This is a genomic window from Salinispira sp. (genome assembly GCF_059431795.1).
Genome location: NZ_JBXWXS010000013.1, coordinates 55,677 through 78,807, shown reverse-complemented (window position 1 = coordinate 78,807; position 23,131 = coordinate 55,677). Strand labels below are relative to the sequence as shown.

Genomic DNA, 23,131 nt, shown 5'->3' with positions numbered 1-23,131 from the left:
AGATCCCGCCCTTTTTGGTCGAGACCGGCACCTTATCTATAGTCGGAACCGGCAGCATTTCCCGGCCGGAACCGGCAACTTACCCGTTGTCGGAATCAGCGGCATGTAGCGAAGAGTTGTGTATTTTTCGGGGTTAGTTTTTAGTTCAGATGTAATGATTCAGAATGATCAGGGGCAGGCTTATTCACCGTCGGGAATGACGGAGAATTGTGCCTGCTCTACTCCACTACTTCGTTCCACAGTATACGCATTGATGAATGTGAATACTGCTAGAAGTATGATAATAAATATTGCGATACGCCGCATAGCTGAACTCCCTTGTGTATTTTGGCGATTATTTGAATGGCTGTTTAAGGATACGGCCATTCTAATGCAAATACGCCGACGGGTCTACAAAATTACCGTTACGAATCAATGAAAAATGAAGGTGAGGTCCGGTAGACCGCCCGGTATTTCCCATTCTCCCGATGATTTCCCCCTGGGATACGTATTCGCCCCGGGTCACATTAATACTGTCCATATGTGCATAGAGGGTTTGAAATCCCCGGGGATGTTGTATGATGACGAATCGGCCGTAGTTACCAATTTGAGATTCAACATGAACAACCGTTCCCGCCATGGACGCTTTAATAGCTGTGCCTACCCTATTGGCCCAGTCGATCCCGTTGTGAAAGCGTCGTGCCCCGGTGAAGGGATCCGAGCGATAACCGAAACCGCTGGTGTATCTGCCGATTGTAGGATATATGAACAGTTCGCCCAGAACCAGTTTCAGATCGGTCTGGTTCATTCTTACCCCGGGAATAAATATCGTCTGTCCAGGGGAAATATTTTCCGAGTCCAGGGAGTTAGCATCAAGTATCGCATTGAGACTGCTTCCATATTCCTGGGAGAGGGCGCTGAGGGAATCCCCTTCGTCCACATGATGCAACAGACCGTCTCGATTCGGTATTTGAAGTGACTGGCCCACCTGCATGCGCCGAACATCCCTGATCTGATTAAAACTGATGAGGGTATCCATATTGAGGTCAAAATCCAGGGCAATTTGCCCCAGAGTGTCCCCACTTTGAATTTGATATTCACTTACTTCAAGAGAATCAAACTGACTATGATCCACCTCAGGAATTTCCTCGGTGGTTGAGGTTGCGGAGGATCCCTGGAGTCCCGGGTCACGGGGTACGGCAAAGGCTCCGCTATAGAGCCCCGGAGGAAGATAGAGGCTGCGGCTATCTATATACATGCTCAAGGACCCCCGGGCGGGCCCCAGGAAGAGCGAGAGCAATACCAGTACCATCAACATATTGGACATAAACAGCAGATCGATCCAGGATATCTGAATAGCTTCTTTTTCCGAGGTATATTTCCCTCCGGAATGGCTTCGCCTGGGGTGTTGCTCAGGAAATTGGATAATGCCGGAAGATTTGGATGTTTCGCTAAATATTTTTCCACCTGATAGCAGTGCATTCAGTCCCAAGGGCTTTCCGGTTCTGCCTGGGGTGCGGGATTTTGCTGATCTTCCAAAAGGAGTTCGTACCGCTCGCCGCTTGGCTTTCATTGAAGTTTTTCCGTAATTGTTTCGACGAGTATTTCCTGCGGGGTGGGCTGGAGTACCATCGGATTTTTCCCGATGGAGAAGTCGGGTGGGATCGGTTGATATGACTTCAAGAGGTCGTCGGGGATCTTTCTGCAGGCGAGCTTTTTCCTGGGGTGCACGAGGTCGATCTTCAATAATCTGATGTTTGATAATACTGGTCATATAATGCTTATCGACCGGAGTGCTCCGGAGAATAAGATGTTTTCACCCCCCCTTCACACTCTGGAAGATCTTCCAATCCAGCCCAATACCCGGTAATATAGATTCAGTGAATACATCGTTGTCGAACCGGAGAATAGCCGTTGTGGCAGGAGCGTTACTGCTTTTTGCCGTAACCCTTCTCATACATTATGGACGAATTATGCTCAGTGCCGGGGAACAGTATGACCCGCCTGGCAGCACTCTGGATGTTGAGAGAGGCCCCATTCTTGACCGCAATGGAAGACTTCTGGCAATACAAAGCGAACTCCCCACGGTTACCGTGTGGACCCCCTATGTTGAAGATCCTCAGGCCACGGCCCAGCAGCTTTCGCGGGTGCTCAATATTCCCCTGGAGGATATTCTTCAGCGGCTGAGCATACCCAACCGGGATGTGGTAATCAAACGCACCATAACCCCCGGCGAAGCGGAAGTGCTGGAGCTTCTTAAACAGCAGGGTGAACTCCCGGGAGTAACCTTGAGACGGGATGTGGGCAGGGTCTACCCGGAAGATAATTCGGCATCCCATGTTATCGGTTTCACCGGTACCGACAATTCAGGTCTTGAAGGGATTGAGTTCACGCAAAATGAACTCTTGAGTCCTATGGCGGAAAATCCCCGGGAGAGGGTATACGGCAGTCAAATTTTTCTCACTATCGATATTGTTATCCAGAACGCGGTGGAACAAATTGCTGCGGAGCTCATGGATCTGCACTCACCGGATTCAGTGATGATTATGGTGATGGATGCCAAGAACGGTGATTTACTCAGCCATGTAAGCAAACCGGATTATGATCTAAACCGTTTTAATGAATTTGATGAGGATGTGCGTCGAAACAGGCCTGTTCAAATGAGCTACGAACCGGGATCGGTGTTTAAAGTGTTCTCATTGGCTTCTTTCATGCACCTGGGAGGAGTGCAGAACGACTCCCGATTCAATACATCCGGAGGATATACGAACCCCCGCATTTCCATCCCCATTACCGATTTAGGAGATTACGGCGTAATCGGACCACGGGGAATTATTCAATACAGTTCAAACGTCGGAGCGGCATACGCATCTGATACGGTAAACCGGGAAAACTTCTATCATATGCTCCGCCGTTTCGGCTTCGGTCAGCCAACGGGAATTGAATTAAATGGTGAGGAATCGGGACTTCTTGCCGATGTGGAACGTTGGTCCGGGCGAAGCAAACCGACCATTGCCATCGGGCAGGAGATCGGCGTAACCGCCATCCAGATGATGCAGGCGGCCACTGCACTGGCAAATGAGGGTGTCCTTTTGAAACCTCACATTATCAAGAGAATAGTGAGTCCTTCCGGCGAACTGCTGAGGGAATACGGAAGAACTCCGGTCCGGCAGGTTCTTGATCCCGATGTGGCAAATACGATTCTTAAATACATGAATGCTGCAAGCGGAAGCGGCGGTACAGGAAGGAGAGCCGCCATTGACGGAATGGAAATCTCAGTTAAAACCGGAACCGCTGAAGTTATCGATCCGGAAACGGGACAGTATTCCGACGATCTGTTTATTGCCAGCACCCTTGCCGTACTTCCCAGCGATGATCCCCAGCTGATTATGTATGTGGTAATTCAACACCCCAGGGGTGAAAGTTTTCTCGGGGGAAGAATCGCGGCTCCTGTTATCAGGGACTTGGGAGAATTTATTATCCCCTATCTCCAGCTTGATGAAGGCGGGAGGCAAATTTCCGGCCTGCCATCATCTCTGGAAATTGCCGAACCCCTTCTTCCGCCCCTGGGGAAGCAAATTCCCGACTATCGGGGACTCCCTCTGCGCACCCTGCTGCCTCTCTATACCCGGGATGATATCTCGCTGCAGATTCACGGCAGCGGCTGGGTTCAGCGTCAGTCCCCATCTCCCGGTACAGCTTTTCAGGAAGGAATGGAACTGACTCTCTATCTCGAGGACAGCGCTTCCACTTCCGGGGAGTCAGCGGATGAATAAGATTCCGGAATTTCCCGGCGGAAAAATTTACCGGAATGAACATGGAATTCTCTGTGCAGAACTTGCAGGTGTTCACCTTCACAGCAGACGAAACCCGGTTAGAGAGGCTGAGAAGATCACCGGGAAAAGCCTTGGGGGGAATGAAGCCGAAATTCCGGGAATTGTGGTCTTCGGCCTGGGATTAGCTTACCACATTCGGGCTATCCAAAAAAATCTCCCCGGAACTGAAGTAATCTGCTTTGAACCCCACAGCCAATGGCTTGAGCTTCTGCGCCACACAGATGCGGATCTTCCGGAATGCAGAATTATCTGTCCGGATGCCCGAAACGACGGTGAGGACCCCGATTGGGAGAAGGAACTCAGTGCGCTGTTTCATGGAGGATACAGCCTATTTGCTCTGGATGTTCACAAGAGGGTCTACAGGAGTTGGTACGAGCGAATTCAGGAACTGAGCACCCGTTTCAGTAACCGGGACACCATTAACCGGAATACTCTGAAACGTTTCGGTAAACGCTGGATGGACAACCTCATTCAGAACTTTTTCCTTACAGATCAAACAGGGGATATTTCCGCCCTCGAGGGGATATTCTCCGGCAGCCCCGCCCTCCTTCTTGCCGGAGGACCGGGGCTTGAATCCCTGTCCGGTAATTTGAAAGATCTTGCAGAAAAGATGCCTCTATGCGCGGTGGATACCGCATATCCCTTCTGTCTACGGCATGGAGTCGTGCCGGATTTTATATTAGCTGTGGATCCTCAGTACTGGAACACGAAACACTTGGAGCGGATAACCCAGTTTTCCATCCCGGGCAATTCCCCCCGCCCCATTCTTATTAGCGAAACCTCCGCCCACCCCAGAAGTTTCAGACTTCTTCACGGCACCCCCCGATTCTGTCAATCCATGTTTCCCCTTGGTGAATATTTTGAGCGGCACTACCCTCCCCGGCCAGCCCTTGGTTCAGGAGGATCGGTAGCCACCACAGCCTGGGACTTTCTGAGATTTCTCGGCTGCAGCCAAATTTACACAGCGGGCCTGGACATGGGGTTTCCAGGACATCAAACCCATTTCCGGGGCTCGTATATCGAAGAAACCCTGGCGGTCAGGGGAATACGATTGAAACCCTGTGAACAACACAGCTTTGAATATCTCATATCCGGAAATCCTGTGAAACGAAAAAATTATGCGGGTAATGAAATTCTCAGCGATTCAAGAATGGATATATTCTGTGACTGGTTTGAATATCAGCTGAGACAGAAAGATGCTCCGGGAACCTACTCGCTTACCCCTTTCAGCAGAGAGATTCCAGGGATGCAATGGATTGATATTCGGGAAATTTCCCAAGCGGGTACCTGTAGAAATGAAATACGGAAAATCCTGAAACCCTTCCGCCATAGCTGTGGCAATGGCACCGAAATACCAGATACCTCTCCGGTTCTCGATCCGCTAATGGATTCTATGGAGAGCATATCCCAGTTATGCCGAAGAGCTCTGAATCATTTAAACCAATACGAATCGGGACAATTGGAACTTGAAAAGCTGCTGGAGGTCCTGGATGGAGTGGACCGGACTCTTTTAGGCGATGACAGCAGACGGATCGCGGGCTTTTTGATCAACGATATAATGGAAAGCCTGGCAAAACTGCCCGAGGCATCAAATATTGAGGAAGCATTGCGGCGGAGCAGGACGCTCTACTCCAGATTGAGCGCTGGTGCACTGCAGACCGTTGAATTGATTCAGAAGAGCAAAAAACGGGTCAAGAATTTTCGGGAGTACACCGAAGATAAAATCAGAGGGGAAAACTCTCGATGAACGGTATGCTTTCCGACGTCCAGGCATACCGTTTTTTTATGCCCTTTGCATTTTTTATGCCCTTTCCAGGGGAACTCTTCTTCCCAGCCGGTCATTCCAGACATTCACATCGTCAGGAGCCACAAACTCCCTTGAAGATCCAAGTGTGCGACGCAGCAGATAGACCTCCCGGCAGTCGCCGGGACAGGATGCAATGAGTATTTCATCGATTAATGATGAATCTTCGCCCCCTTCCGATGCTTCCTTTCCCCATGCCTCGGTGAGTTCATATCCGGACCGGATTGGCTGGGGACCGCACTTTCGGGAATTATAGTATGCGGTTTTCGCTCCCTGGAATATGAGTCTGGGGTAGGCAAACGGCTCTAATGCGGTGACCCGGTACATTGGGACTGCAATAATGTTTCCAAGAATATCCTCCCCATACAGCAGCGGCTGGGGGCTCACTTCACTGTGAAAGCGTAAGGATATTTCATAAGGCCCGCTTTTACCCATGCTGAAATCCCCTGAAATGCGTAAGGCAGAACGGCGGATGCCTTCCAGACCGAGTCCAGCCCCGGATAAGGGCGTTGAGGAGGCTGAGGAATCCCCGGATGCAAACACAGAAGCCTTTAAATTTGCAGCCTCCTTTGGGTGACCGTGGACCGGTTTTTTCGATTTCAGAACCCGTTCCCGGTAACCAAACAGCAATGTATCATCTGTATCGGGGATCAGAGAGACGACCAGTGCCATATGATCCCCGTTATGAGCCAGGCTGTTGTTCAGAGCCAGGGCACACAGTTCTTTTAGACGAAACTGGAGATCGGGATGAAGCCCCAGGATTCCCCCTTCCAGCTCCAGTTTGGGGGTGGTGCCGCTCAGGCGTTGAGCCTGGGTTAATGCGTGTACGGTTATAAAGTGAAATACCCCTGCGGGAGATTCCCGGTTAAGATCAAACCGGCGAAGAACTCTTCCCAGTTCATCTCCTCCGTGACGCCGATACACGTATTTCATTATTGGGAGAAGATCGCCTTCCTGCAGCGGGGAATTTTGATTGCCAGGAACGGTTGATGAATATGAACTATTTTCCGATTCCGGGCCGGATCCGATCCCGGACCCATTCCAGGTCCCGGTCCGGAGATTTAGAAAGACATCCAGTCCGGCATCTTCTATGGCAGCCTCGGGATTAAAGTGGGGGAACGGACTTCCGCAGAGCATATACACCACAGATGGAGATTTCTTTTCGGCCTCCAATCTTTTAATTTCCTGGATTCCAGGTTGGAGCTGCTCAACCGTTCCCTCATGTTTCACCGCATTCATGGCTACAAAGATCCGGGCGCTGGGAAGCGATTCCCCGGATTGAAAAGCTATGCCCATCAGGGAGAAGTAGCGTTGACCGGGACCACGGGTTTCGAACGCTTTCTGAAACAGTTCAAAAGCGGGCAATCCGTCATTTATGTCAAAAGGCGGGGTAGTATTCTCTGCCATTCGGGGGAAGCTGTTAACCGATAACCGGAGGGCATCATCAGAGAAAATTTCGGCAGACCGTTGGGACCAGCAGCTTCTAAATTCGCTCAGCATTCGTTCCAGTTGATCCAAAGCCCGATCCATGTCTCCGTGCAGGGCAGCTTTTCCTTCGGGCTCATCGATTCCTTCGGGTTCTTCAAGTCCTTCGGGTTCTTCGAAAGCCGCCGCTTGGGAAAACCCGGTATTCCTATCCCCGTCATTTTGATCATAAAGGAATTGATGCAGCCGATCGGATGCTTGAATGAGAGAACTCTCCGAAGTGTACACCAGCATTGAACGGAGAGAGTGCAGCTCCCTAAGCCCCATGCCCCCCTGCCGATTACGTATCTGCTTCAATAGATTATTGCCCCCTTCCTCCGTACACCATACGGCTGACGAGCGGAAAAAAGACTCAATTAATTGACGCAACTGTCTAAGATGGGCGATCCGTGGATTATTCATATGGATACTCGTTTCATTTATGAAGTTCGATAATCAGCTCCACTTCACCCAGCGGCAGCCCGGTCTTTGCAACAATATCGTCGATTTCTCTCCCCTGATGATAGTAACCCATTACTTTATCCCGGGGAGAAGGTTCGTCACTCTCTGACTCGCTTTTCGGGGTTTCCATTGGGGAAACGATATCTCTTCGAGGTGGCGGATTTGGGGGTTCTTTCATATTAATCTGAGTTTCCTGGGGATCCTGCTTGTCCGGCGGCTGCTTCCGGGAAGTATCGCAAGGGGCCGTATGCCGGGATACAGCTGCGGTTTTACGGTACGCGTCAGTTGGATTGACAGCTTTCACTGGATTTTTTTGTATGCGTCGTGCGTTATCCAGAATTTCTTGATATCGACTGTCACGACTGTCCAGAAGAGTGTAGATCTGCTGCATTTCTGCTATGCGCTCTTCCACTTTCAGTTCAAGTTTTTTCAGTTTTTCTGATTCATGACTGATTATTTGGACGTTCATCTCTGTGGTCTGGTTCAGATCGGTGATCACTCCATTCACTTCTTTCTGAAGTCGGTCAATGAAGTTTTCGCTGTTATAATTCCGTATGATCTGGTGTCGTAATGCCAGATACATCAAGGCCAAAACGGCCAGATTGATTAATAGTAATAGTACGAAGTCCATAAATTCCTGCCGGGTTTGAATAGGGCTGACACTTCAGCCGCTGAAATTATGTTTACCGGAATACCGTCGAAGTGTTTTTTACCCGCTGATATCAATTCGGTTGCCCAGGTCCGGATCGCGGAACGGATCATCCTGTTCCGATCCTTCTTCCTGTTGATCCTGTTCTCCCTCCGGATGCTCCTTGGATGTGTCACGGTTTTTTGCCTGGTCGTCGTGAATTTTTTCCGGGCCGTCGGAACTTTCCTCTGTGGGTTGTACCTTTTCACCCATTTGCCTGGTCTTTTGCTCTATTTCCTGGGCTGCTATTTGCTGGGCGTGAAGGGGAGCTTCCTGCTGGGCGGCCTGCTGTTTGCTGACCAAATTCATTCTGAGAAAGAGATTTTGAAGATCCATTGGCCGTATTGACATATGATCCTGCTCCTCTGCTCATTCCCCGGGCCGTAATTCACTGCCGTAAGGGCGCTGACCGCCGGTTCCCATGGCATTATTACACGGGTTGAATGATCAGCCTCCCTTGGCTTTGATGGTCAAATCCTCCTCAATTTCCTCGTACTTGGTGACTTTGACCATGCCGTTTTCATTCACGAATGTAACGGACTTAAATTCGTTCCGAACATCCAAGTATGCATCCTTAATATTCACCTTCACACCGGCGAACACGGTACCGGATGCGGATATTTTGCCGTTGGCTTTGAGCTCGGCAAGATAGGAGTTCATATCGTTGCGTTCATCTTCAATTTCTGATAGACGTGTCTGAAGCTCCATTTGTTCTTGTTTAAATACTTTATATTTTTCTTTTCTGTCCTGGGGAATATTTTTCTTAACTTTGATATTTTTTTCCAAGATGTTTAAATCTTTCGACAACTCTTCAAGTCTGGATTCAACTTCTTTTTGCTCAGTAACCAGTGCATCAAGTTTTTCTTTGCTTTTGGGATCAAATCCAACCTCCAACTGGGTTTCGACATTTGCCACCGATCCGAGGCTCTTGGCGTTAATCTCTTCGGCAGCGGTAAGGCTTCCCCCTACAATGCTGGCCCGTTTCCCTTTACAAAGTATTTTCTTATCGCTTGAAACATGACTGTTGATAATTCCGTCGCTCACTACAACCATACCGGAAGCTTCAACATTGGTATTCTGAATAAACTTGGCGTAGATGTTTCCCCCTGCATGAATGGAACCACTCTCGCGACCGTTCATACCCTGGCGGATAATAATATCTCCCTCTGCATCAAGCTCGCATTTTCCCACGGAACCGGTAATTTCAATGTTTCCCGCAGCCTTGACGGAAAAACCGTCTTCCACATTTCCATTCACCAATACGGTGCCCAGAAAGAGAATGTTGCCGGTCTTCAGGTCCACGCCGTTGTTTACAACATATATGGGCTCGACGCTGACCTTGCCGTTTAAAAGAATTACTTGGCCATTCTTCTCGGCCAAAGCTGTGGTTCCGTCATCGCTGAGACGCACATTATTACCCACTTCCATTTCCACCGGCTTTCCAGACCTTGCCGGAAGGAGCTTTCCGGTGACTGTCTGACCGGCTTCACCTTTGCTGGGTTTCTTCAGTTTTGCCAGAACCTGACCGGCAACAACGTTGTTGATTTTATTCAATTCCTTATAATCAACTTTTCCATCGATTTCTTTGAGACGGATGCTGTTGGTATCAGTTTCAAAATTATACACGATTTTTCCGTCTTCACCATTCTTCGGTTTATCACCTTTAGCCACCAGGACCGGCTGACCGTACACCGGATTGTCCGCAAGCTCTTGAATGCTTTCGTCCAGATATCCGTACACCACACCGTTGGATTGGAGAAACGCCAGGATCGAGTTTTTGTCCGGATCGGCCCCCTGCTCTCCGGGCGTACGGATATTGATGTAGGCCTGCATTTCCATATCCTGAAGTTCAAAGGTGAGAATGGCATCCTGAGTTGGATCATGGCGTAGTTCGGCGATTTTTACAAATATGTTATCCGCCTTTTTAACCACCTTGCTGACCATGTTCTTATCTACACCGGCCACCTGTTTATGCAGGAGCATTTCCATTGCAGATTTTTCGGTAACTCTGACCCCATCGCCTTCAGGGGCACTAACCTTCATATACACACCGTCTTCATTCCGACGTACAAATACTTTTCCATCTTTGTTGGCGCTCATTTCGAAACTGATATCGAAATTACTTGGGAAGGTTTGATCTTCCTCAGAAGTTTCAGGACCGCTTATGGGATACGCCAGAATGAGGCAGGGCTTTTTTCCCACTCCCAACATTCCTTTGGAACCGGGGTCGAGGATTTCATATTCAATTTTTTTAACCGGGATGCCCAGTTCTATGGATGCCTGATGAAGTGCTTCTTCCAGACTGTTTCCTGAAACATTTACATAGCGGGCCCGTTTTCCAGCTTCGAGCTGATGCCGCATATAATCCTGTATCTGTTTCAGGTCAGGCATAATTAAAATATCCCTTTTTTTATATTCGTGAGTTTTGCTCTCAGCCGCATAATTGCCTTGGTATGGAGCTGGCTGATTCGTGATTCTGTAACTTCAAGAACTTTTCCGATTTCCTTCAATGTGAGGTCTTCGTAGTAGTAGAGAACCAGAACGGTTTTTTCTTTTTCCGGCAGTTCCTGGATGGACTGGATGATAACCCGTTTAACTTCTTCCTTTTCCACGATGTTGTCGGGATTAAAATTATCGGGGCTTTCAATGCTGTCGGCGATGGATACCTTGTCGTTGTCCTCGCCGGTATACCACACATCGTTGAGGCTCAGAATGCTGGTTCCGCTTACCCGGAGCATGGTTTTCTCATACTCCTTGTCGCTCATCCCCATCTCTTTGGCGATTTCCGCATCACTGGCGGAGCGTCCCAAACTTGCCTCCAGGCGGCGGATTGTGTCTTCGACCTCCCGGGATTTCTGCCGTACAGATCGAGGCACCCAGTCGATGGCCCGAAGCTCATCGAATATCGCTCCCCGGATACGGGTAACCGCATAGGTCTTGAATTTCACATGCTTATCGGGATCAAATTTCTCTATGGCATCGAAGAGTCCGAACACGCCATATCCAACAAGGTCATCAAACTCCACATTCTGGGGCATTCCCACGGCAACCTTGCCGGCAACATATTTTACAAGGGGCGCATACTGCTTCACCATTCTGTCCCGAATATCGGGATTTCCGGTTTCCTTATACTCCTTCCAGAGGCGCAACTCATCCTGTTCCGTATAGGTTTTCTCAGCCATAATTCCCCTCGCTCAGGCTTACTCTTTCTTCAACATTGTACTGATAGCCTGGGCAATCAACTTCGGATCATTCCCATCTTCACCTGCAGCCTGAGAGCCGCCTGTTCCCGAATGGTCTGACAGCGGGGCTCCGATTTCGCTGTCAGAGCTCTCCTCCCCCGGAGGAGATTCCTCTTCATCACTGAAAGATCCGTGATTAAAAGCATCGTTCATCTGACCGATATCCGGTAAACTGTCTACCGAACCGGCAAATTCTTCTTCATCTATACCCGCGGAAGATGAGGAATAACTGCTTCCGTCCTCATGCACTTCTTCCACCATGGATTCTTCATCATCAGTAAAGATGTTACCTGCATCACCGGACTTTCCGCTGCTTTGGTTTTGTACCGATTCCTGCTGAAACTCCTGTTCCAGGGTATTCACGTCCAGGTCATCGGAAGATCCGTTCCGTCCCGTTTCTGCAGCACCGCTGTTTACCCGGTCAACCGCCTGGCGCAGCGGATCAGCCTGATCTCCCCGTACCGGACCTGAACGGCCGGTTTCATGGCTTCCGCCTTCATCATCAACAACGATATCCACATTGCCCCCGGTTTCCACACTCAAATCTCCACCGAGACCGGAATCCAGGTTGTCGTCATTCCCCAGGGAAAGCTCATTGAGCAGTTCCGGCAGATACGTTTTCACAACAACATACCCCCCTGCTCCAAGTGCGGCTGCAATGATCCCGGAGAGGAGCATACGCAAAATTATTGTGGAAAGATCTATTCCGCCTATCACACCGCCAATAAGACCCAACACGAGGCCTGCAATGGCCGTTTTCAGGGCAAATCCAAGGGCTTTATCCATAACAGCACCATCTATCCCTAATATTATACCTTAAGCTACAAATTACCAACTGGTCAATGGCACTTATCTGGTGAACAATTTCTTCAGAAAGTTGCCTAAACCACCGCCTTCCCGGTATTCAATCTTCTCCAGCCGGCTTACAAGCTGCTGGACACAGGCACTGGCTTTAGAGCGTGGCTCAAGAACCGAGAAGGGTTTCTGTTTCTTCACCGCGTCCCGCACCGCCGTATCTTCAAAGACATAGCCCAGATAATCCACCTTGAGATTCAGAAACTGGGAGGCGATATTGGTCACTCTTTCAGCCACCTTTTTCCCCTCGGTAACGCTGGAAACCCTGTTAACAATCAGCTTGAGACTCAGACCAAGGTTATCAATCTCTGTTGCAATGATTTTAATAATTCCATACGCATCGGTAATTGCCGTAGGTTCCGGGGTAGTGACAATAATTGCGTCGTCTGCGGCTGCGATGAATGAGAGAACATTGTTATTCACACCTGCGCTGGCATCAATAATAATAACATCGGCGGAACTGAGCTCGGTAAGCTCCCGGATAAAATTATTCCGCTCCTCTTCTGAAAGATTGGCCAATTTGCTGAAGCCGCTGGCTCCGGCTACCAGCTGAATACCGTATTGGGTATCCATGAGAATATCCTTCATGGTCTTCTGCTTACGGATCAGGTGATAGAGGTTGTACTTCGGAATTATTCCCATAACTACATTCACGTTAGCCAGCCCGAGATCGGCATCCATGAGTACCACCCGTTTGCCCAGTTTTCCGTAGGCGATGGCCAGATTCGTGGAGATATTGGTTTTCCCCACCCCGCCTTTACCGCTGGCCACCGTGATAATCCGTGTTTTGGAATTCGCCAGCTGGGAATTCCCCTGCATAATCTCCCGTAATGCTTCTGCCTGATCAGCCATATTCTACTCCACCTTAACCTTTCTGTATTCTTCATCCAGCCGCTGCCGGTCGATTCTGAACCCGGCGAGTCTCAGCAGGAACTGTTTTGTATCGGCTGTCTTCAGATCATGGGGGACTGACTGGCCGTAGGTTATAAAACTCACTTCCTTGTTTTTCTCCCAAAGGCTGCTGATAACCGTTCCAAGACTCGTGGTTTCATCGGTTTTTGTAACCACCACTGATTGATAATTAAATGGTTCGAACTGCTGCATAATCCGCTTTATATCCGAACTTCTGGTGCAGGCACTGAGAGCAAGATGCACTTCCGCCTGTGCACCGCAGGATTGCAGAAGTGTATTCATTTTCCCCAGGGTCTCAAACTCGTTGGGACTGCGCCCGATGGTATCTATAAAGATCATGTCCACATCATGATAAATATCCAGCCACTTCTTCAGGTCATCCGGAGACTCGGCTGCTTCCACAGGAATATTCATGATTTCCCCGTAGGTTTCAATCTGTTTCTTCGCCCCGATACGGTAATTATCGATAGTGAGGATTCGCACGGTCTGTTTTGCGCCGCCGATTTTCCCCAAGTGGTACTGGGCGGCAAGCTTGGCTATTGTAGTGGTTTTACCCACACCGGTGGGCCCCACCAGCACTACCACCCTGGGCCGGGTTTTGGGACTGTCTTCATGAATTCCGATACTTTCGCCTATCCATTCAAGCACCCGTTGCTGAACAAGCTCGGGATTATCCAGATCATCAATGGAAAGGCTCCGGCACTTTTTCAGAACGTACTCTATATACTTGGCACTGAATTCATTCTCATCCAAAAGTTCCCGTATGGCGGAAATAGAGCTATGCTCGGTGTCCGCCCCGTTAACCGGTTGTTCACTCTGATGCTTGGTCACCGAACTGACATCGTCCCTGAGATTTTTCAACTCAGCAAGAATACGGGTCATAGTTACCGAATCATTCATTCCTGCGGCCTTTAAAAGCTGCTGTTTGGTTGTATCCAGAGCACTGCCGTTTCCTCCGCTTCGGGACGCTGCCTGATTGCGGTACGCCGCCTCGTTGAGTTTACTCTGAGCTGAGGCTGCTGCGCTCCGCGGTGGAGTATACGGATACCCCTGTGCGCCTGGATTTCGTGTGGGAGCGCTTCGCCGGGATGCTCCCAGAGGTTCAAGGGCAACAAAACCGCTGACCTCCACCGCATCCTTACGAAAGAGACCGAGAAATCCGCCGATCTGCCTCTGCCTTCGCTGTGTGATTGTAGCCTTGCCCCCGTATTTCTGGGTCACAAGGTCTTCCGCTTCCCTGTATGAGGAAGCGACTTCAGTAAAATATTCGTAACTCATGTTCCCCACCCATTTCCTTTTGTATCATATTTTCACCGATCATTCTCGTTCTCGCGTGTAGAAATTACACCAATTGATTCAATATTCACCTCAGGAATAATCTCAGGAACGGAAAGTACCACCAGATCCGGAATATCCCTCCGGGTTCCCGCCTTCACAAGTGGACGGGTGACCTCCTGGGTGAGCACAACAGGGAGATAGCCCATCTCCTGTACATGTTTCACCGTATTCATGCTGGCATTAATCCAGCGGCGGTGCTGGTCCGGGGGAAGTGCGGGCATGACCCCCGCAGCTGTCTGCTGACGGCTCTCTATAAGCTGCTGTTCAAGCTCGGGGTCCAGGGTAATAACATGGATGATCTTGTCATCATCCGCATACTGGAGACAGATCTGCCTTGCAAGCCCCTGGCGCACCTTCTCAATAAGATACGGAATATCGTCCTTGGCAATCTTCGCAAAGTCAGCCAGGCTTTCAAGAATACTCACCATATTCCTGATAGACACCTGTTCCCGGAGTAGTCCCTGCAACACTTTCTGGATCTCCCCGATACCCAGAATATTCTGTACTTCTTCCACCACGGCTGAATAATCTTCCCGCAAACCGTCAAGCAGGCTCTTCACTTCCTGTCTTCCCAGAATGCTTTCTGCATTTCGTTTAATCAATTCCGTGAGATGTGTGGCAATAATTGAAGGGGGATCCACTACCGTGTACCCTGCCCGTTCAGCCCTGTCCCGGTCATTCTCGCCGATCCACATGGCCGGAAGTCCAAATGCCGGGTCAGTGGTCTTTTCACCGTCAATATCATCACTTACTCCACCGGGGTTAATGCAGAGGAAGCTTCCCATTCTCAAAACTCCCCGGCCCACTTCAACTCCGCGGATTTTCAGACAGTATTCCGAGGGATCCAGCCGCATATTATCAATAATCCGAATTCTGGGTACGATCAGCCCCAGATCCAAAGCGGTCTCCCGCCGAATCTTCGTGATCCGTTCCAGAAGCTCCGCTCCCTGTTCTTTATCCACTAAAGGTACCAGCCCGTACCCCAGTTCGAGACTTATGGGATCAAGGGGGGCTACCTTGGGAAACTCCTGGGGCTGTTCTGCGGGAGCTGCGGACTTCTGAGCCGCCTGGTCCTTTTCCCTGGTTTCTCGCTCCTCGCGGCGTTGCCCAAGGCGGTAGGCCATAACTGCGCTCATCGCAGCAAGCGGCAGAAGTACATACCAAGGAAATCCCGGGAGGAATGCCAGAACTAAGAGGAAAATGGAGGCAATCCAGTATACCCGGTCCTGGCGGCCGAACTGTTGAATAAGATCATGACCGAAACTTCCATCGCTCACCGCCCTGGTAACGATCAAACCGGTGGCGGTGGAAACCAGAAGACTGGGAAACTGGCTCACCAGACCGTCTCCTATGGTAAGACTCACATAGGTGTTCACCGCGGTATTAAGATCCTCGCCGTGAATAGTAAGCCCTACGATCAGACCACCCACAATATTTACGACGGTAATGAGAATACCCACAGTTACATTACCCTGAATAAACTTACTGGCACCGTCCATTGCACCGTAAAAATCAACTTCTTTTTGAAGTTCCTGTTTCCGTTTTTGTGCTTCCTGTTCAGAGATGGAACCGTTGCTGTACTCCGCATCAATGGCCATCTGCTTACCCGGAAGGGCATCCAGGGTAAACCGGGCGGCAACCTCTGCAACTCTGGTAGCGCCCTTGGTAATTACCAGAAACTGTACGGCGATGATGATAATGTAAATTATCGCCCCGATCACCAGTCCCTCGGCTCCCTCGGCTCCGGTTACAAAACTACCGAAGGCCCGTACAATCTGTCCTCCGAACTCGCTTCCGTTGCTGAGAATAAGCCGGGTTGAGCTCACGTTCAGCGCCAGGGAAAACACCGTACTCACCAAAAGAATGGTGGGAAATATGGAGAAGTCCAGCGCTCGCACCGTGTACAGAACGATCAACAGTATAAGCAGCGAGAGAACCAGATTCGAGGCCTGAAAGGTGTCCAGAATAATGGACGGCAGGGGGATGATGAGCATCATCACCACAATAATTACACCGATAGCCACCAGGGCATCGCTTCGCTCTTTAAGAAAGGCGGTACTCAGCTGTGATTGAATATCGGCCATCAGCCTGCCTCCTTCTGATTATTCATTCGATACACCATCTTCAACAGCTCCGCCACGGCCTGATAATGCTGGGCGGGAATTTGATCTCCAATTTCCACATCTGCGTACAGGGCTCTGGCAAGGGGTTTATTTTCCATGACCGGGACGTCGTGCTCGGCGGCCAAAGCTTTCATCCGCTGGGCAATATGATCCTGGCCCTTGGCGGTTACCATGGGAGCGTTCATGCTCTCTTTCTGGTATTCCAGGGCAACTGCGAAGTGGGTGGGGTTGGTGACCACCACATCCGCTTCAGGAACCTTCCGCATCATATTCGACTGGAGAATCTCCCGCATTCGTTCCTTTAATCTGGCCTTCACCTGCGGATCCCCTTCGAAGTTTTTCCGCTCCTCTTTCACTTCCTGCTTTTTCATCTTCAACGATTCCCGGTGCTGCTTCCGCTGGAACCAGTAATCCAGAAGACTGAAAATAAGCATAACAATTGCCGCCTCAAGAATAATGAGAAAGGCAATATCGGAGATAAGAAACACCCCTTCCATGAAGGGTCTTCTCACCAGACCGGTAATCTCCTCGAGCCGGATAAACACATTAAAATAGGAGATACTCACCACGATGATCACTTTTACAATGCTCTTGCTGAGATTAAACAGAGCCTCGGTTGAAAGCAGGGTTCTTTTTATGTACTTAGGAAAATTGGGCGCAATCTTTTTGAAATCCGGTTTCAGAGGCTTGGTGGTAAAGAGAAATCCAACCTGAATAAGATTTCCCAGCACCGCCATAACAAAAGCCGTAATCGCCACAGGGAGGGTCAACCTCATAAAGAAGGAGAAGAATGCCCGAAACAACACCCCGCTGCCTTCCACAGGAGGGTTCGAGACGAAACCGAGATAATACTTCACCATATCCTGCATGGTGTTGAACATGCCCCTGCCGAAAAACGCCAGTACCGCAATGCTGCCCAGAAGGACGATGGTCGAGCTCACGTCCTGACTCTTTGCAACCTTCCCGTCTTCCCTGGCCTTCCGGATTTTCTGTTCGGTTGGCTCTTCTGTTCGCCCCTCATCCTCTGCGGCGAACCACTGAAGGGTCATGTTTTCAAAGATAGGCTGCCCTGCAGATTCCCCATACCTCAATGGTTCGGGTATTGCGGGAACATACATGTGAGCGACTGCATCGGAATTCAGGTATTCAATCATATCTGGCTCCCCCTGAGCTGCATGAGCAGGCTCTCGATGATGCTAAAGCCGTTATCGAACACCGCACCGAAGGTATTCATGAGCACTGGGATGACAAAGAGCAGAATGGTAAAGGTAACCAGAATAGCCAGGGGAAACCCCAGCATCAGAAGGTTCATTTGAGGAGCAGCCTTTGCTAGCAGTCCCATGGTAACCTGTACCAGAAATAATGTGCCGAAAATAGGAAAGGCCATGGCCATGGCCTGACGGAAAAGCACCGCCATACTCCCAATAAACACCTCCATAAAGACTCCCCGGGCACGGATCAAATCCGCCGCCCGGACAGCCTGGAAGCTCACCAGAATCCCGGTAAAAAACAACTTCTGAAACCCGTTAATAATCAGGAAAACCAACATTGCTACCAAATTAAAAAACTGACCCATCAGGGGGATCTGCTCCTGGGCCATGGGGTCGAACACTGCCGAGGCACCGAACCCCATCTGCATAGTGAAAAATTGCCCAGCACTCTGAAACGCCATGGTTATAAGATTCAAAATAAAGCCCTGAATAATCCCGATAAAAGCTTCGCCGATGAGTAAAAAGACATATTTAAGTCCGAAGTCCGCCACAGCGGCATCCGCCGCAGGAAGTCCCATGGCGGAAAAATTCACAACTTCCTGCTGCAGGCTGGTGATTTCAGCCACATTAATCCATGGCAGAATAAGAACAGAAGTGAGAAGGGTCAGCCCCACCCGGGCCATTCCCGGAAGGCTTGAGGAGGAGAACAGCGGCGCAACAGAAAGGAGTGCAAACACCCTTGCGAAAATGAGAAAAAATACTGCTGCCTGGGGCCCGAGTTCATTCCAGAACACTGTTCACCTATCCTCCGATTACAGAAATCTGATTAAAAATTCCTGTGGTAAAATTCACCAGCATGGCCATCATCCAGGGGCCGAGAAACATAAGGGTAATGAGAATTGCCGCAATTTTTGGCACGAACGTCAGGGTTTGTTCCTGGATTGATGTGGTTGCCTGAAAGATGGATATAATTAGACCCACAACCAATCCAACCAGCAGAAGCGGCGCACTGAGCACCAATATCTGGAAGATTGCCGAGCGCATTAGTCCCATGGCGGTTCCCATGTCCATATATTTCCTCCCTTCGTTTTTTTTCACTCACCGGCCAAATTACACGACCGGCTATTTGCCGTTCTGCCTTATCCATCACGATCCGGCTAATTGAAACTTGCCACAAGCTGCTGGGTAAGCAGCCCCCAACCGTCCACCAGAACAAAGAGTATCAGCTTGAACGGCAGCGATATCATCACCGGCGGAAGCATGATCATCCCCATTGACATGAGGGTAGATGCCACAACCATGTCGATAATAATGAACGGAATGAACAGCAGAATTCCTATCTGAAACGCTACGGTAAGTTCATTCAAAATGTATGCGGGGATGAGCACATAGGTTGGCACATCCGCAAGATTGTTCGGTCGTTCCAACCCGCTCATCCGCATAAATAGCCGGATGTTATCCGGACTCCCCTGCATTTGGCGGTACATAAAATAGCGCATCTCATCTTCAAACACCCCGTAGGCCTGTTCAAGGTTGATCTCTCCCTCCGAAAGAGGCACAAAGGCATCCTCATAAATCAGATTAATGCTGGGCCACATAATAAAGAGAGTGAGAAACAGGGCAATGCCCATGAGAATCTGGGTGGGGGGAACCTGCTGAAGGCTGAGGGCCCGCTTCACAAAGTCGAGCACAATGGCCAGTCTGAGAAAACTGGTCATCATCACCACTATAGAAGGGGCAAGTGTTAATACGGTAAGCAACATGAGCAGCTGCAGCGAGAGAGCTACTTCCTCCCCGGACTCTGCCTGCTGAACAGACAGATTCACAAAAGGCAGCAGCTCCTGACCACCCTGTAAATCGCCGATCAGGTTGTTACCAACACCAGGGGCCTCAGGCGACGGGGCCGTCTGCTGAGCGCTCAGTCCGGACAGATTGACGCCCATGAGCAGGATCAGTGCAAGTATCAGCCTGATCACCCCGGCCTGGCGGCGGAAACTTCCCACACTCATAGCTTTTTCAGCCTTTCCCGCTGTCTGCGGACAAAGTCGAATCCGTCGCTTTGGGGAAGATCCTCAACCGGTGAAGATGGGGTACCGGTGGAACCGGCAGCGGAACGTCCCGTGTCCCCGGGCCGGGATTCGCCTGTATTGAAGAAACTGCCCAGAAGCTGGGAGAAATTTCCCTTATGAAGCTGCTGCCGGGAAGAATGGAGCCGCATTTCATCCACGGTCTCCTTATCGTCGATCTGGGTAATCAGATTAACGCCGCCATCGCCTGCGCCCAAAAGATACACCTTCCCGCCCACATCTATGACATGAAGAGTTCTTCCCCCGGGAAGATTCTGATTGGAGAGCACCTGTATAAAGCTGCTACTCTCTGCCTGGGAAGCCTTGCTTTTTCGAAGGATGAAATACAGGCCGTAAATGAGTCCAACCACCAGCGCAAGAACGAGAACCATGCGAAGCAGATCCCAGAATCCGAATACGGCAAGATCTTCACTTCCCGCTTCGTCCTCCGGGCTTACATCGTCAAAGTCGAATGTGAGATTTCTCTCATCCACGCTTCGCTCAGCCGGGTCATTGGAGATTTGATTTGATGATTCTGTATCGGTTTGATCGGCGCTGTTCTGCTGTGTACTCCGGCTTTCTGTACCGGCTCCGGCGGTATCCTCTGCCTGATTTTGGGCAGCGGCACCAGCCTGTTCGCCTGTTGAGGCCCGGTTTTCTGACGGGGATGAATTTTCTCCGTCAACCCGGCCCGGGACCTCTCCTGCAGCACCGGCTCCCTCGACGCCGGTGGCCTGCTGGGCAAATCCCGCAATAGCCGTACACATCAGCAGCAGCGCAACTAGTATTGCGCGTCTCAGTTTTCCCCTCCCAAAGAAACTGAAATACAATGAGCCGAATACCCTTTATGGGGCATTCAAGACTCATTGACTGCCATGTCTCTGTATGTATTCTACGATATTGTGTTCATTCTTTCCATAGGTGAAACGATCTCTGTGACACGAACACCGAAATTTTCGTCAATTACCACCACTTCGCCCTTGGCAATGAGCTTATGGTTCACCAAAATATCCACCGGTTCGCCCGCAAGCTTGTCCAGCTCAATAATGGTACCTTCACCCATTCCCAGAATGTCCTTAATCAGCTTTCTGGTTCGCCCCAGCTCGACGGTCATTTCCATGTACACGTCCATGAGAAGACCGATGTTGCCCTGCTCACCAGAGCCTGCTCCAGGTCCTCCAAAGCTGGGGAACTGAACACCCTGAACCGCCGGACCTCCGCCCATTTGACCCTGCATACCCATCTGGTTCTGCATGCCCATCATGGCGTTTCCACCCATCTGGCCGCCCATTTGATTTCCGCCCATCTGCATTCCGCCCATTGAGGACATATCCTGGCCCATACCCTGCTGACCCTGGGCACCCATATTCATGCCGCCCTGATTCTGCTGGGCGGAGGCATCGGGCATCATAGCCCCAACAGCAGCTGCGCTGAAATATTCAATAATGGTACCCACAGCCTGACCATCTATGGTCATGGGATAGTTCAGGCGAACATATTTCCCACTGAGACTCACCTCGCCCTTTGACCCGCTGCCACCAACCGGCGGATCGGTCATCACCGACAGACCGCTCTTATCTGAAAGTGAGGTAAGCAACGGTCCGGTAACATTCTGAAACGCCTCCTGCAAAGCATTAATTGAGGCATCATCCAGCTCCACCCCATCCATACCCTGCATGGGACCGGCAATTTGCAATGCGGTATCCACGTTCATAATAAACCCGTGGTCTCCCTGCACGCCGTCGGTGAGGTTCATGCTGACAGTTACCACCTCATCATTCAGGCTTGTGGTAACCATTTCGCCATTCACCTGGTCAACCTGGGGCTGCCCCAGACTCACGGACTTGGTCAGCAGCATGGCAAGGTTGGAACCCATGGTATCGGTTGCTTCGTTCACCACGCTAGAAAAATCCCTCACCTGGCTGTCTTTCAGACCCTCCGCACCCGCAGGAGCGGGTTCGTCAAAATCCATACCTCCGGCACCCTGCAACAGAGCATCAATTTCGTCTTGGGAGAGTGATCCATCACTCATACTAACTCCTTCAAAGGTCGTTGCCAGGCTCGGCGCCAATCAGCCAAACTATTCAACTTCTTCGGCTTCAGCAGCCAGCTCCTCGAATTCCTCTTGATCAATATCTTCCAATTTTTTCGTAATTTGCACGGCAAGCTTGTTGCCGTTTCTCCCGGGCTTACACATGAATTTCGGTTTGTTTCCGATTTTCAAAGCCATGGGATCACTTATTCTAACATTCGGCAATCTCACCACATCACCTGAGCGTAAAGAAAGAACATCCCTCACAGTGAGTTGCATATTCCCGATTTCAGCCACCACATCCACCTCGATGGCCGATAAACGCTCTCTTAAAATCTGAAGATTCTCGGTGGTGGTTCCCCGCCGTACCGATGAATACCAATATTGGGCGGACAGTTTGGAAATAATGGGCTCAATGGTCAAATAGGGAATACAAAAATTCATCATCCCTTCCACCTCACCCACCTTGGTTTCCAGGGTTACCAGAACAACCATCTCGGTGGGAGGAACAATCTGAGCAAACTGGGGGTTGGTTTCGATCTGTCCCAGACGGGGTCGCAGATCAATTACCTGACTCCAGGCTTCCCGCATATTTCCCAGAATCCGTACAATAATCCCTTCCATAACAGTTGTTTCAATATCGGTGAGATCCCGGGTTACCTTTGTTCCTTCACCCTGACCGCCGAAAAGACGGTCGATTATTGAGAAAGTAATGGCCGGATCGATTTCCAGAATTGCAGAACCTTTAAGGGGGTCCATGTTGATAACCGCCAGGGTTGTGGGGTTAGGAATGGAGCGTACAAATTCTTCATAGGTGAGCTGATCCACACTTGCCACATGAACCTGCACCAGACTCCGAAGATTGGCAGACAGTGAGGTGGTGGTGAGACGGGCAAAGGTCTCATGCATGATCGAGACAGTACGAATCTGTTCCTTGGAGAACTTATCAGGACGTTTGAAGTCATATATTTTGATCTTCCGGGTGTCCTGCTGAGTACTGGTGGTATCCTCCGCAGCATCAATATCCCCGGAAGAAATTGCCGTCAATAGCTGGTCAATCTCGTCCTGAGATAATACTTCAGTCATTTCTTCCCCTCTCCTGCTGCCGTTTCAGACAGT

The 23,131-nt window shown here is 50.1% G+C and carries 19 protein-coding genes; 2 read left to right on the top strand and 17 right to left on the bottom strand.

Annotated features, from left to right (window positions below):
- Positions 1-367 precede the first annotated feature (367 nt).
- Positions 368-1,753: a M23 family metallopeptidase gene (locus AC52PS_RS04030; protein ID WP_495561753.1), complete on the bottom strand. Its 1,386-nt coding sequence runs from the start codon at positions 1,751-1,753 to the stop codon at positions 368-370.
- Between the two features lie 106 nt (positions 1,754-1,859).
- Here AC52PS_RS04030 and AC52PS_RS04025 point away from each other — a divergent pair, with 106 nt between their 5' ends.
- Positions 1,860-3,755, top strand: coding sequence for a penicillin-binding protein (locus AC52PS_RS04025; RefSeq protein ID WP_495561752.1), 1,896 nt, complete (start codon positions 1,860-1,862; stop codon positions 3,753-3,755).
- On the top strand, positions 3,748-5,562 hold the full coding sequence (locus AC52PS_RS04020; RefSeq protein WP_495561751.1) for a motility associated factor glycosyltransferase family protein: 1,815 nt from the start codon (positions 3,748-3,750) through the stop codon (positions 5,560-5,562). The genes AC52PS_RS04025 and AC52PS_RS04020 overlap by 8 nt, the downstream gene beginning before the upstream one ends.
- A gap of 54 nt (positions 5,563-5,616) precedes the next feature.
- Here the strand turns inward: AC52PS_RS04020 and AC52PS_RS04015 are convergent, their stop codons facing one another.
- The 16 genes from AC52PS_RS04015 to fliM all read right to left on the bottom strand — a co-directional run bounded on the left by AC52PS_RS04015 (position 5,617) and on the right by fliM (position 23,098).
- On the bottom strand, positions 5,617-7,506 hold the full coding sequence (locus AC52PS_RS04015; protein ID WP_495561750.1) for a hypothetical protein: 1,890 nt from the start codon (positions 7,504-7,506) through the stop codon (positions 5,617-5,619).
- A 13-nt stretch (positions 7,507-7,519) separates the two neighbouring features.
- Positions 7,520-8,176, bottom strand: a complete 657-nt coding sequence (locus AC52PS_RS04010) for a hypothetical protein (RefSeq protein ID WP_495561749.1) — start codon at positions 8,174-8,176, stop codon at positions 7,520-7,522.
- 78 nt (positions 8,177-8,254) lie between these two features.
- A complete protein-coding gene (locus tag AC52PS_RS04005; RefSeq protein ID WP_495561748.1) occupies positions 8,255-8,584 on the bottom strand; it encodes a hypothetical protein in 330 nt (109 codons plus the stop codon).
- A gap of 96 nt (positions 8,585-8,680) precedes the next feature.
- Entirely contained in the window at positions 8,681-10,624 is a 1,944-nt protein-coding gene (locus AC52PS_RS04000; RefSeq protein WP_495561747.1) for a FapA family protein, read from the bottom strand.
- A 2-nt stretch (positions 10,625-10,626) separates the two neighbouring features.
- Positions 10,627-11,415, bottom strand: coding sequence for an RNA polymerase sigma factor WhiG (whiG, locus tag AC52PS_RS03995; RefSeq protein WP_495561746.1), 789 nt, complete (start codon positions 11,413-11,415; stop codon positions 10,627-10,629).
- Between the two features lie 18 nt (positions 11,416-11,433).
- Positions 11,434-12,261, bottom strand: a complete 828-nt coding sequence (locus AC52PS_RS03990) for a hypothetical protein (protein WP_495561745.1) — start codon at positions 12,259-12,261, stop codon at positions 11,434-11,436.
- Positions 12,262-12,324: 63 nt separating this feature from the next.
- On the bottom strand, positions 12,325-13,182 hold the full coding sequence (locus tag AC52PS_RS03985; protein ID WP_495561744.1) for a MinD/ParA family protein: 858 nt from the start codon (positions 13,180-13,182) through the stop codon (positions 12,325-12,327).
- 3 nt (positions 13,183-13,185) lie between these two features.
- The gene (gene flhF / locus AC52PS_RS03980) at positions 13,186-14,520 is read right to left on the bottom strand and encodes a flagellar biosynthesis GTPase FlhF (RefSeq protein ID WP_495561743.1); all 1,335 of its coding nucleotides are present in this window, start codon (positions 14,518-14,520) and stop codon (positions 13,186-13,188) included.
- Between the two features lie 32 nt (positions 14,521-14,552).
- On the bottom strand, positions 14,553-16,664 hold the full coding sequence (gene flhA / locus AC52PS_RS03975; RefSeq protein WP_495561742.1) for a flagellar biosynthesis protein FlhA: 2,112 nt from the start codon (positions 16,662-16,664) through the stop codon (positions 14,553-14,555).
- The gene (gene flhB / locus AC52PS_RS03970; RefSeq protein ID WP_495561741.1) at positions 16,664-17,857 is read right to left on the bottom strand and encodes a flagellar biosynthesis protein FlhB; all 1,194 of its coding nucleotides are present in this window, start codon (positions 17,855-17,857) and stop codon (positions 16,664-16,666) included. Before flhB ends, flhA begins: the two co-directional genes overlap by 1 nt.
- Positions 17,854-18,708: a flagellar biosynthetic protein FliR gene (gene fliR, locus AC52PS_RS03965; protein WP_495561740.1), complete on the bottom strand. Its 855-nt coding sequence runs from the start codon at positions 18,706-18,708 to the stop codon at positions 17,854-17,856. Before fliR ends, flhB begins: the two co-directional genes overlap by 4 nt.
- 7 nt (positions 18,709-18,715) lie before the next feature.
- Positions 18,716-18,985: a flagellar biosynthesis protein FliQ gene (gene fliQ, locus AC52PS_RS03960; protein ID WP_024267522.1), complete on the bottom strand. Its 270-nt coding sequence runs from the start codon at positions 18,983-18,985 to the stop codon at positions 18,716-18,718.
- A gap of 86 nt (positions 18,986-19,071) precedes the next feature.
- On the bottom strand, positions 19,072-19,923 hold the full coding sequence (fliP, locus tag AC52PS_RS03955) for a flagellar type III secretion system pore protein FliP (protein ID WP_495561739.1): 852 nt from the start codon (positions 19,921-19,923) through the stop codon (positions 19,072-19,074).
- Positions 19,920-20,747, bottom strand: a complete 828-nt coding sequence (locus tag AC52PS_RS03950; RefSeq protein ID WP_495561738.1) for a flagellar biosynthetic protein FliO — start codon at positions 20,745-20,747, stop codon at positions 19,920-19,922. The genes fliP and AC52PS_RS03950 overlap by 4 nt, the downstream gene beginning before the upstream one ends.
- Before the next feature lie 125 nt (positions 20,748-20,872).
- Positions 20,873-21,223 (bottom strand): flagellar motor switch protein FliN, encoded by a 351-nt coding sequence (gene fliN, locus AC52PS_RS03945; protein WP_495561951.1) that lies wholly within the window; start codon positions 21,221-21,223, stop codon positions 20,873-20,875.
- A gap of 837 nt (positions 21,224-22,060) precedes the next feature.
- Complete coding sequence (gene fliM / locus AC52PS_RS03940; RefSeq protein WP_495561737.1) at positions 22,061-23,098, bottom strand: flagellar motor switch protein FliM; 1,038 nt, start codon at positions 23,096-23,098, stop codon at positions 22,061-22,063.
- Positions 23,099-23,131: the final 33 nt, after the last annotated feature.

Bases quoted from the DNA above. Each gene is read 5' to 3' on its own strand.
- flhB (WP_495561741.1), bottom strand. From the start codon at position 17,857: ATGATTGAATACCTGAATTCCGATGCAGTCGCTCACATGTATGTTCCC.
- AC52PS_RS04030 (WP_495561753.1), bottom strand. From the start codon at position 1,753: ATGACCAGTATTATCAAACATCAGATTATTGAAGATCGACCTCGTGCA.
- AC52PS_RS03990 (WP_495561745.1), bottom strand. From the start codon at position 12,261: ATGGATAAAGCCCTTGGATTTGCCCTGAAAACGGCCATTGCAGGCCTC.
- AC52PS_RS04000 (WP_495561747.1), bottom strand. From the start codon at position 10,624: ATGCCTGACCTGAAACAGATACAGGATTATATGCGGCATCAGCTCGAA.
- AC52PS_RS04020 (WP_495561751.1), top strand. From the start codon at position 3,748: ATGAATAAGATTCCGGAATTTCCCGGCGGAAAAATTTACCGGAATGAA.
- AC52PS_RS04010 (WP_495561749.1), bottom strand. From the start codon at position 8,176: ATGGACTTCGTACTATTACTATTAATCAATCTGGCCGTTTTGGCCTTG.
- fliM (WP_495561737.1), bottom strand. From the start codon at position 23,098: ATGACTGAAGTATTATCTCAGGACGAGATTGACCAGCTATTGACGGCA.
- fliP (WP_495561739.1), bottom strand. From the start codon at position 19,923: ATGAGTGTGGGAAGTTTCCGCCGCCAGGCCGGGGTGATCAGGCTGATA.
- whiG (WP_495561746.1), bottom strand. From the start codon at position 11,415: ATGGCTGAGAAAACCTATACGGAACAGGATGAGTTGCGCCTCTGGAAG.
- flhF (WP_495561743.1), bottom strand. From the start codon at position 14,520: ATGAGTTACGAATATTTTACTGAAGTCGCTTCCTCATACAGGGAAGCG.
- flhA (WP_495561742.1), bottom strand. From the start codon at position 16,664: ATGGCCGATATTCAATCACAGCTGAGTACCGCCTTTCTTAAAGAGCGA.
- AC52PS_RS04005 (WP_495561748.1), bottom strand. From the start codon at position 8,584: ATGTCAATACGGCCAATGGATCTTCAAAATCTCTTTCTCAGAATGAAT.
- AC52PS_RS03950 (WP_495561738.1), bottom strand. From the start codon at position 20,747: ATGTGTACGGCTATTGCGGGATTTGCCCAGCAGGCCACCGGCGTCGAG.
- fliQ (WP_024267522.1), bottom strand. From the start codon at position 18,985: ATGGACATGGGAACCGCCATGGGACTAATGCGCTCGGCAATCTTCCAG.
- fliN (WP_495561951.1), bottom strand. From the start codon at position 21,223: ATGGGTATGCAGGGTCAAATGGGCGGAGGTCCGGCGGTTCAGGGTGTT.
- AC52PS_RS03985 (WP_495561744.1), bottom strand. From the start codon at position 13,182: ATGGCTGATCAGGCAGAAGCATTACGGGAGATTATGCAGGGGAATTCC.
- AC52PS_RS04015 (WP_495561750.1), bottom strand. From the start codon at position 7,506: ATGAATAATCCACGGATCGCCCATCTTAGACAGTTGCGTCAATTAATT.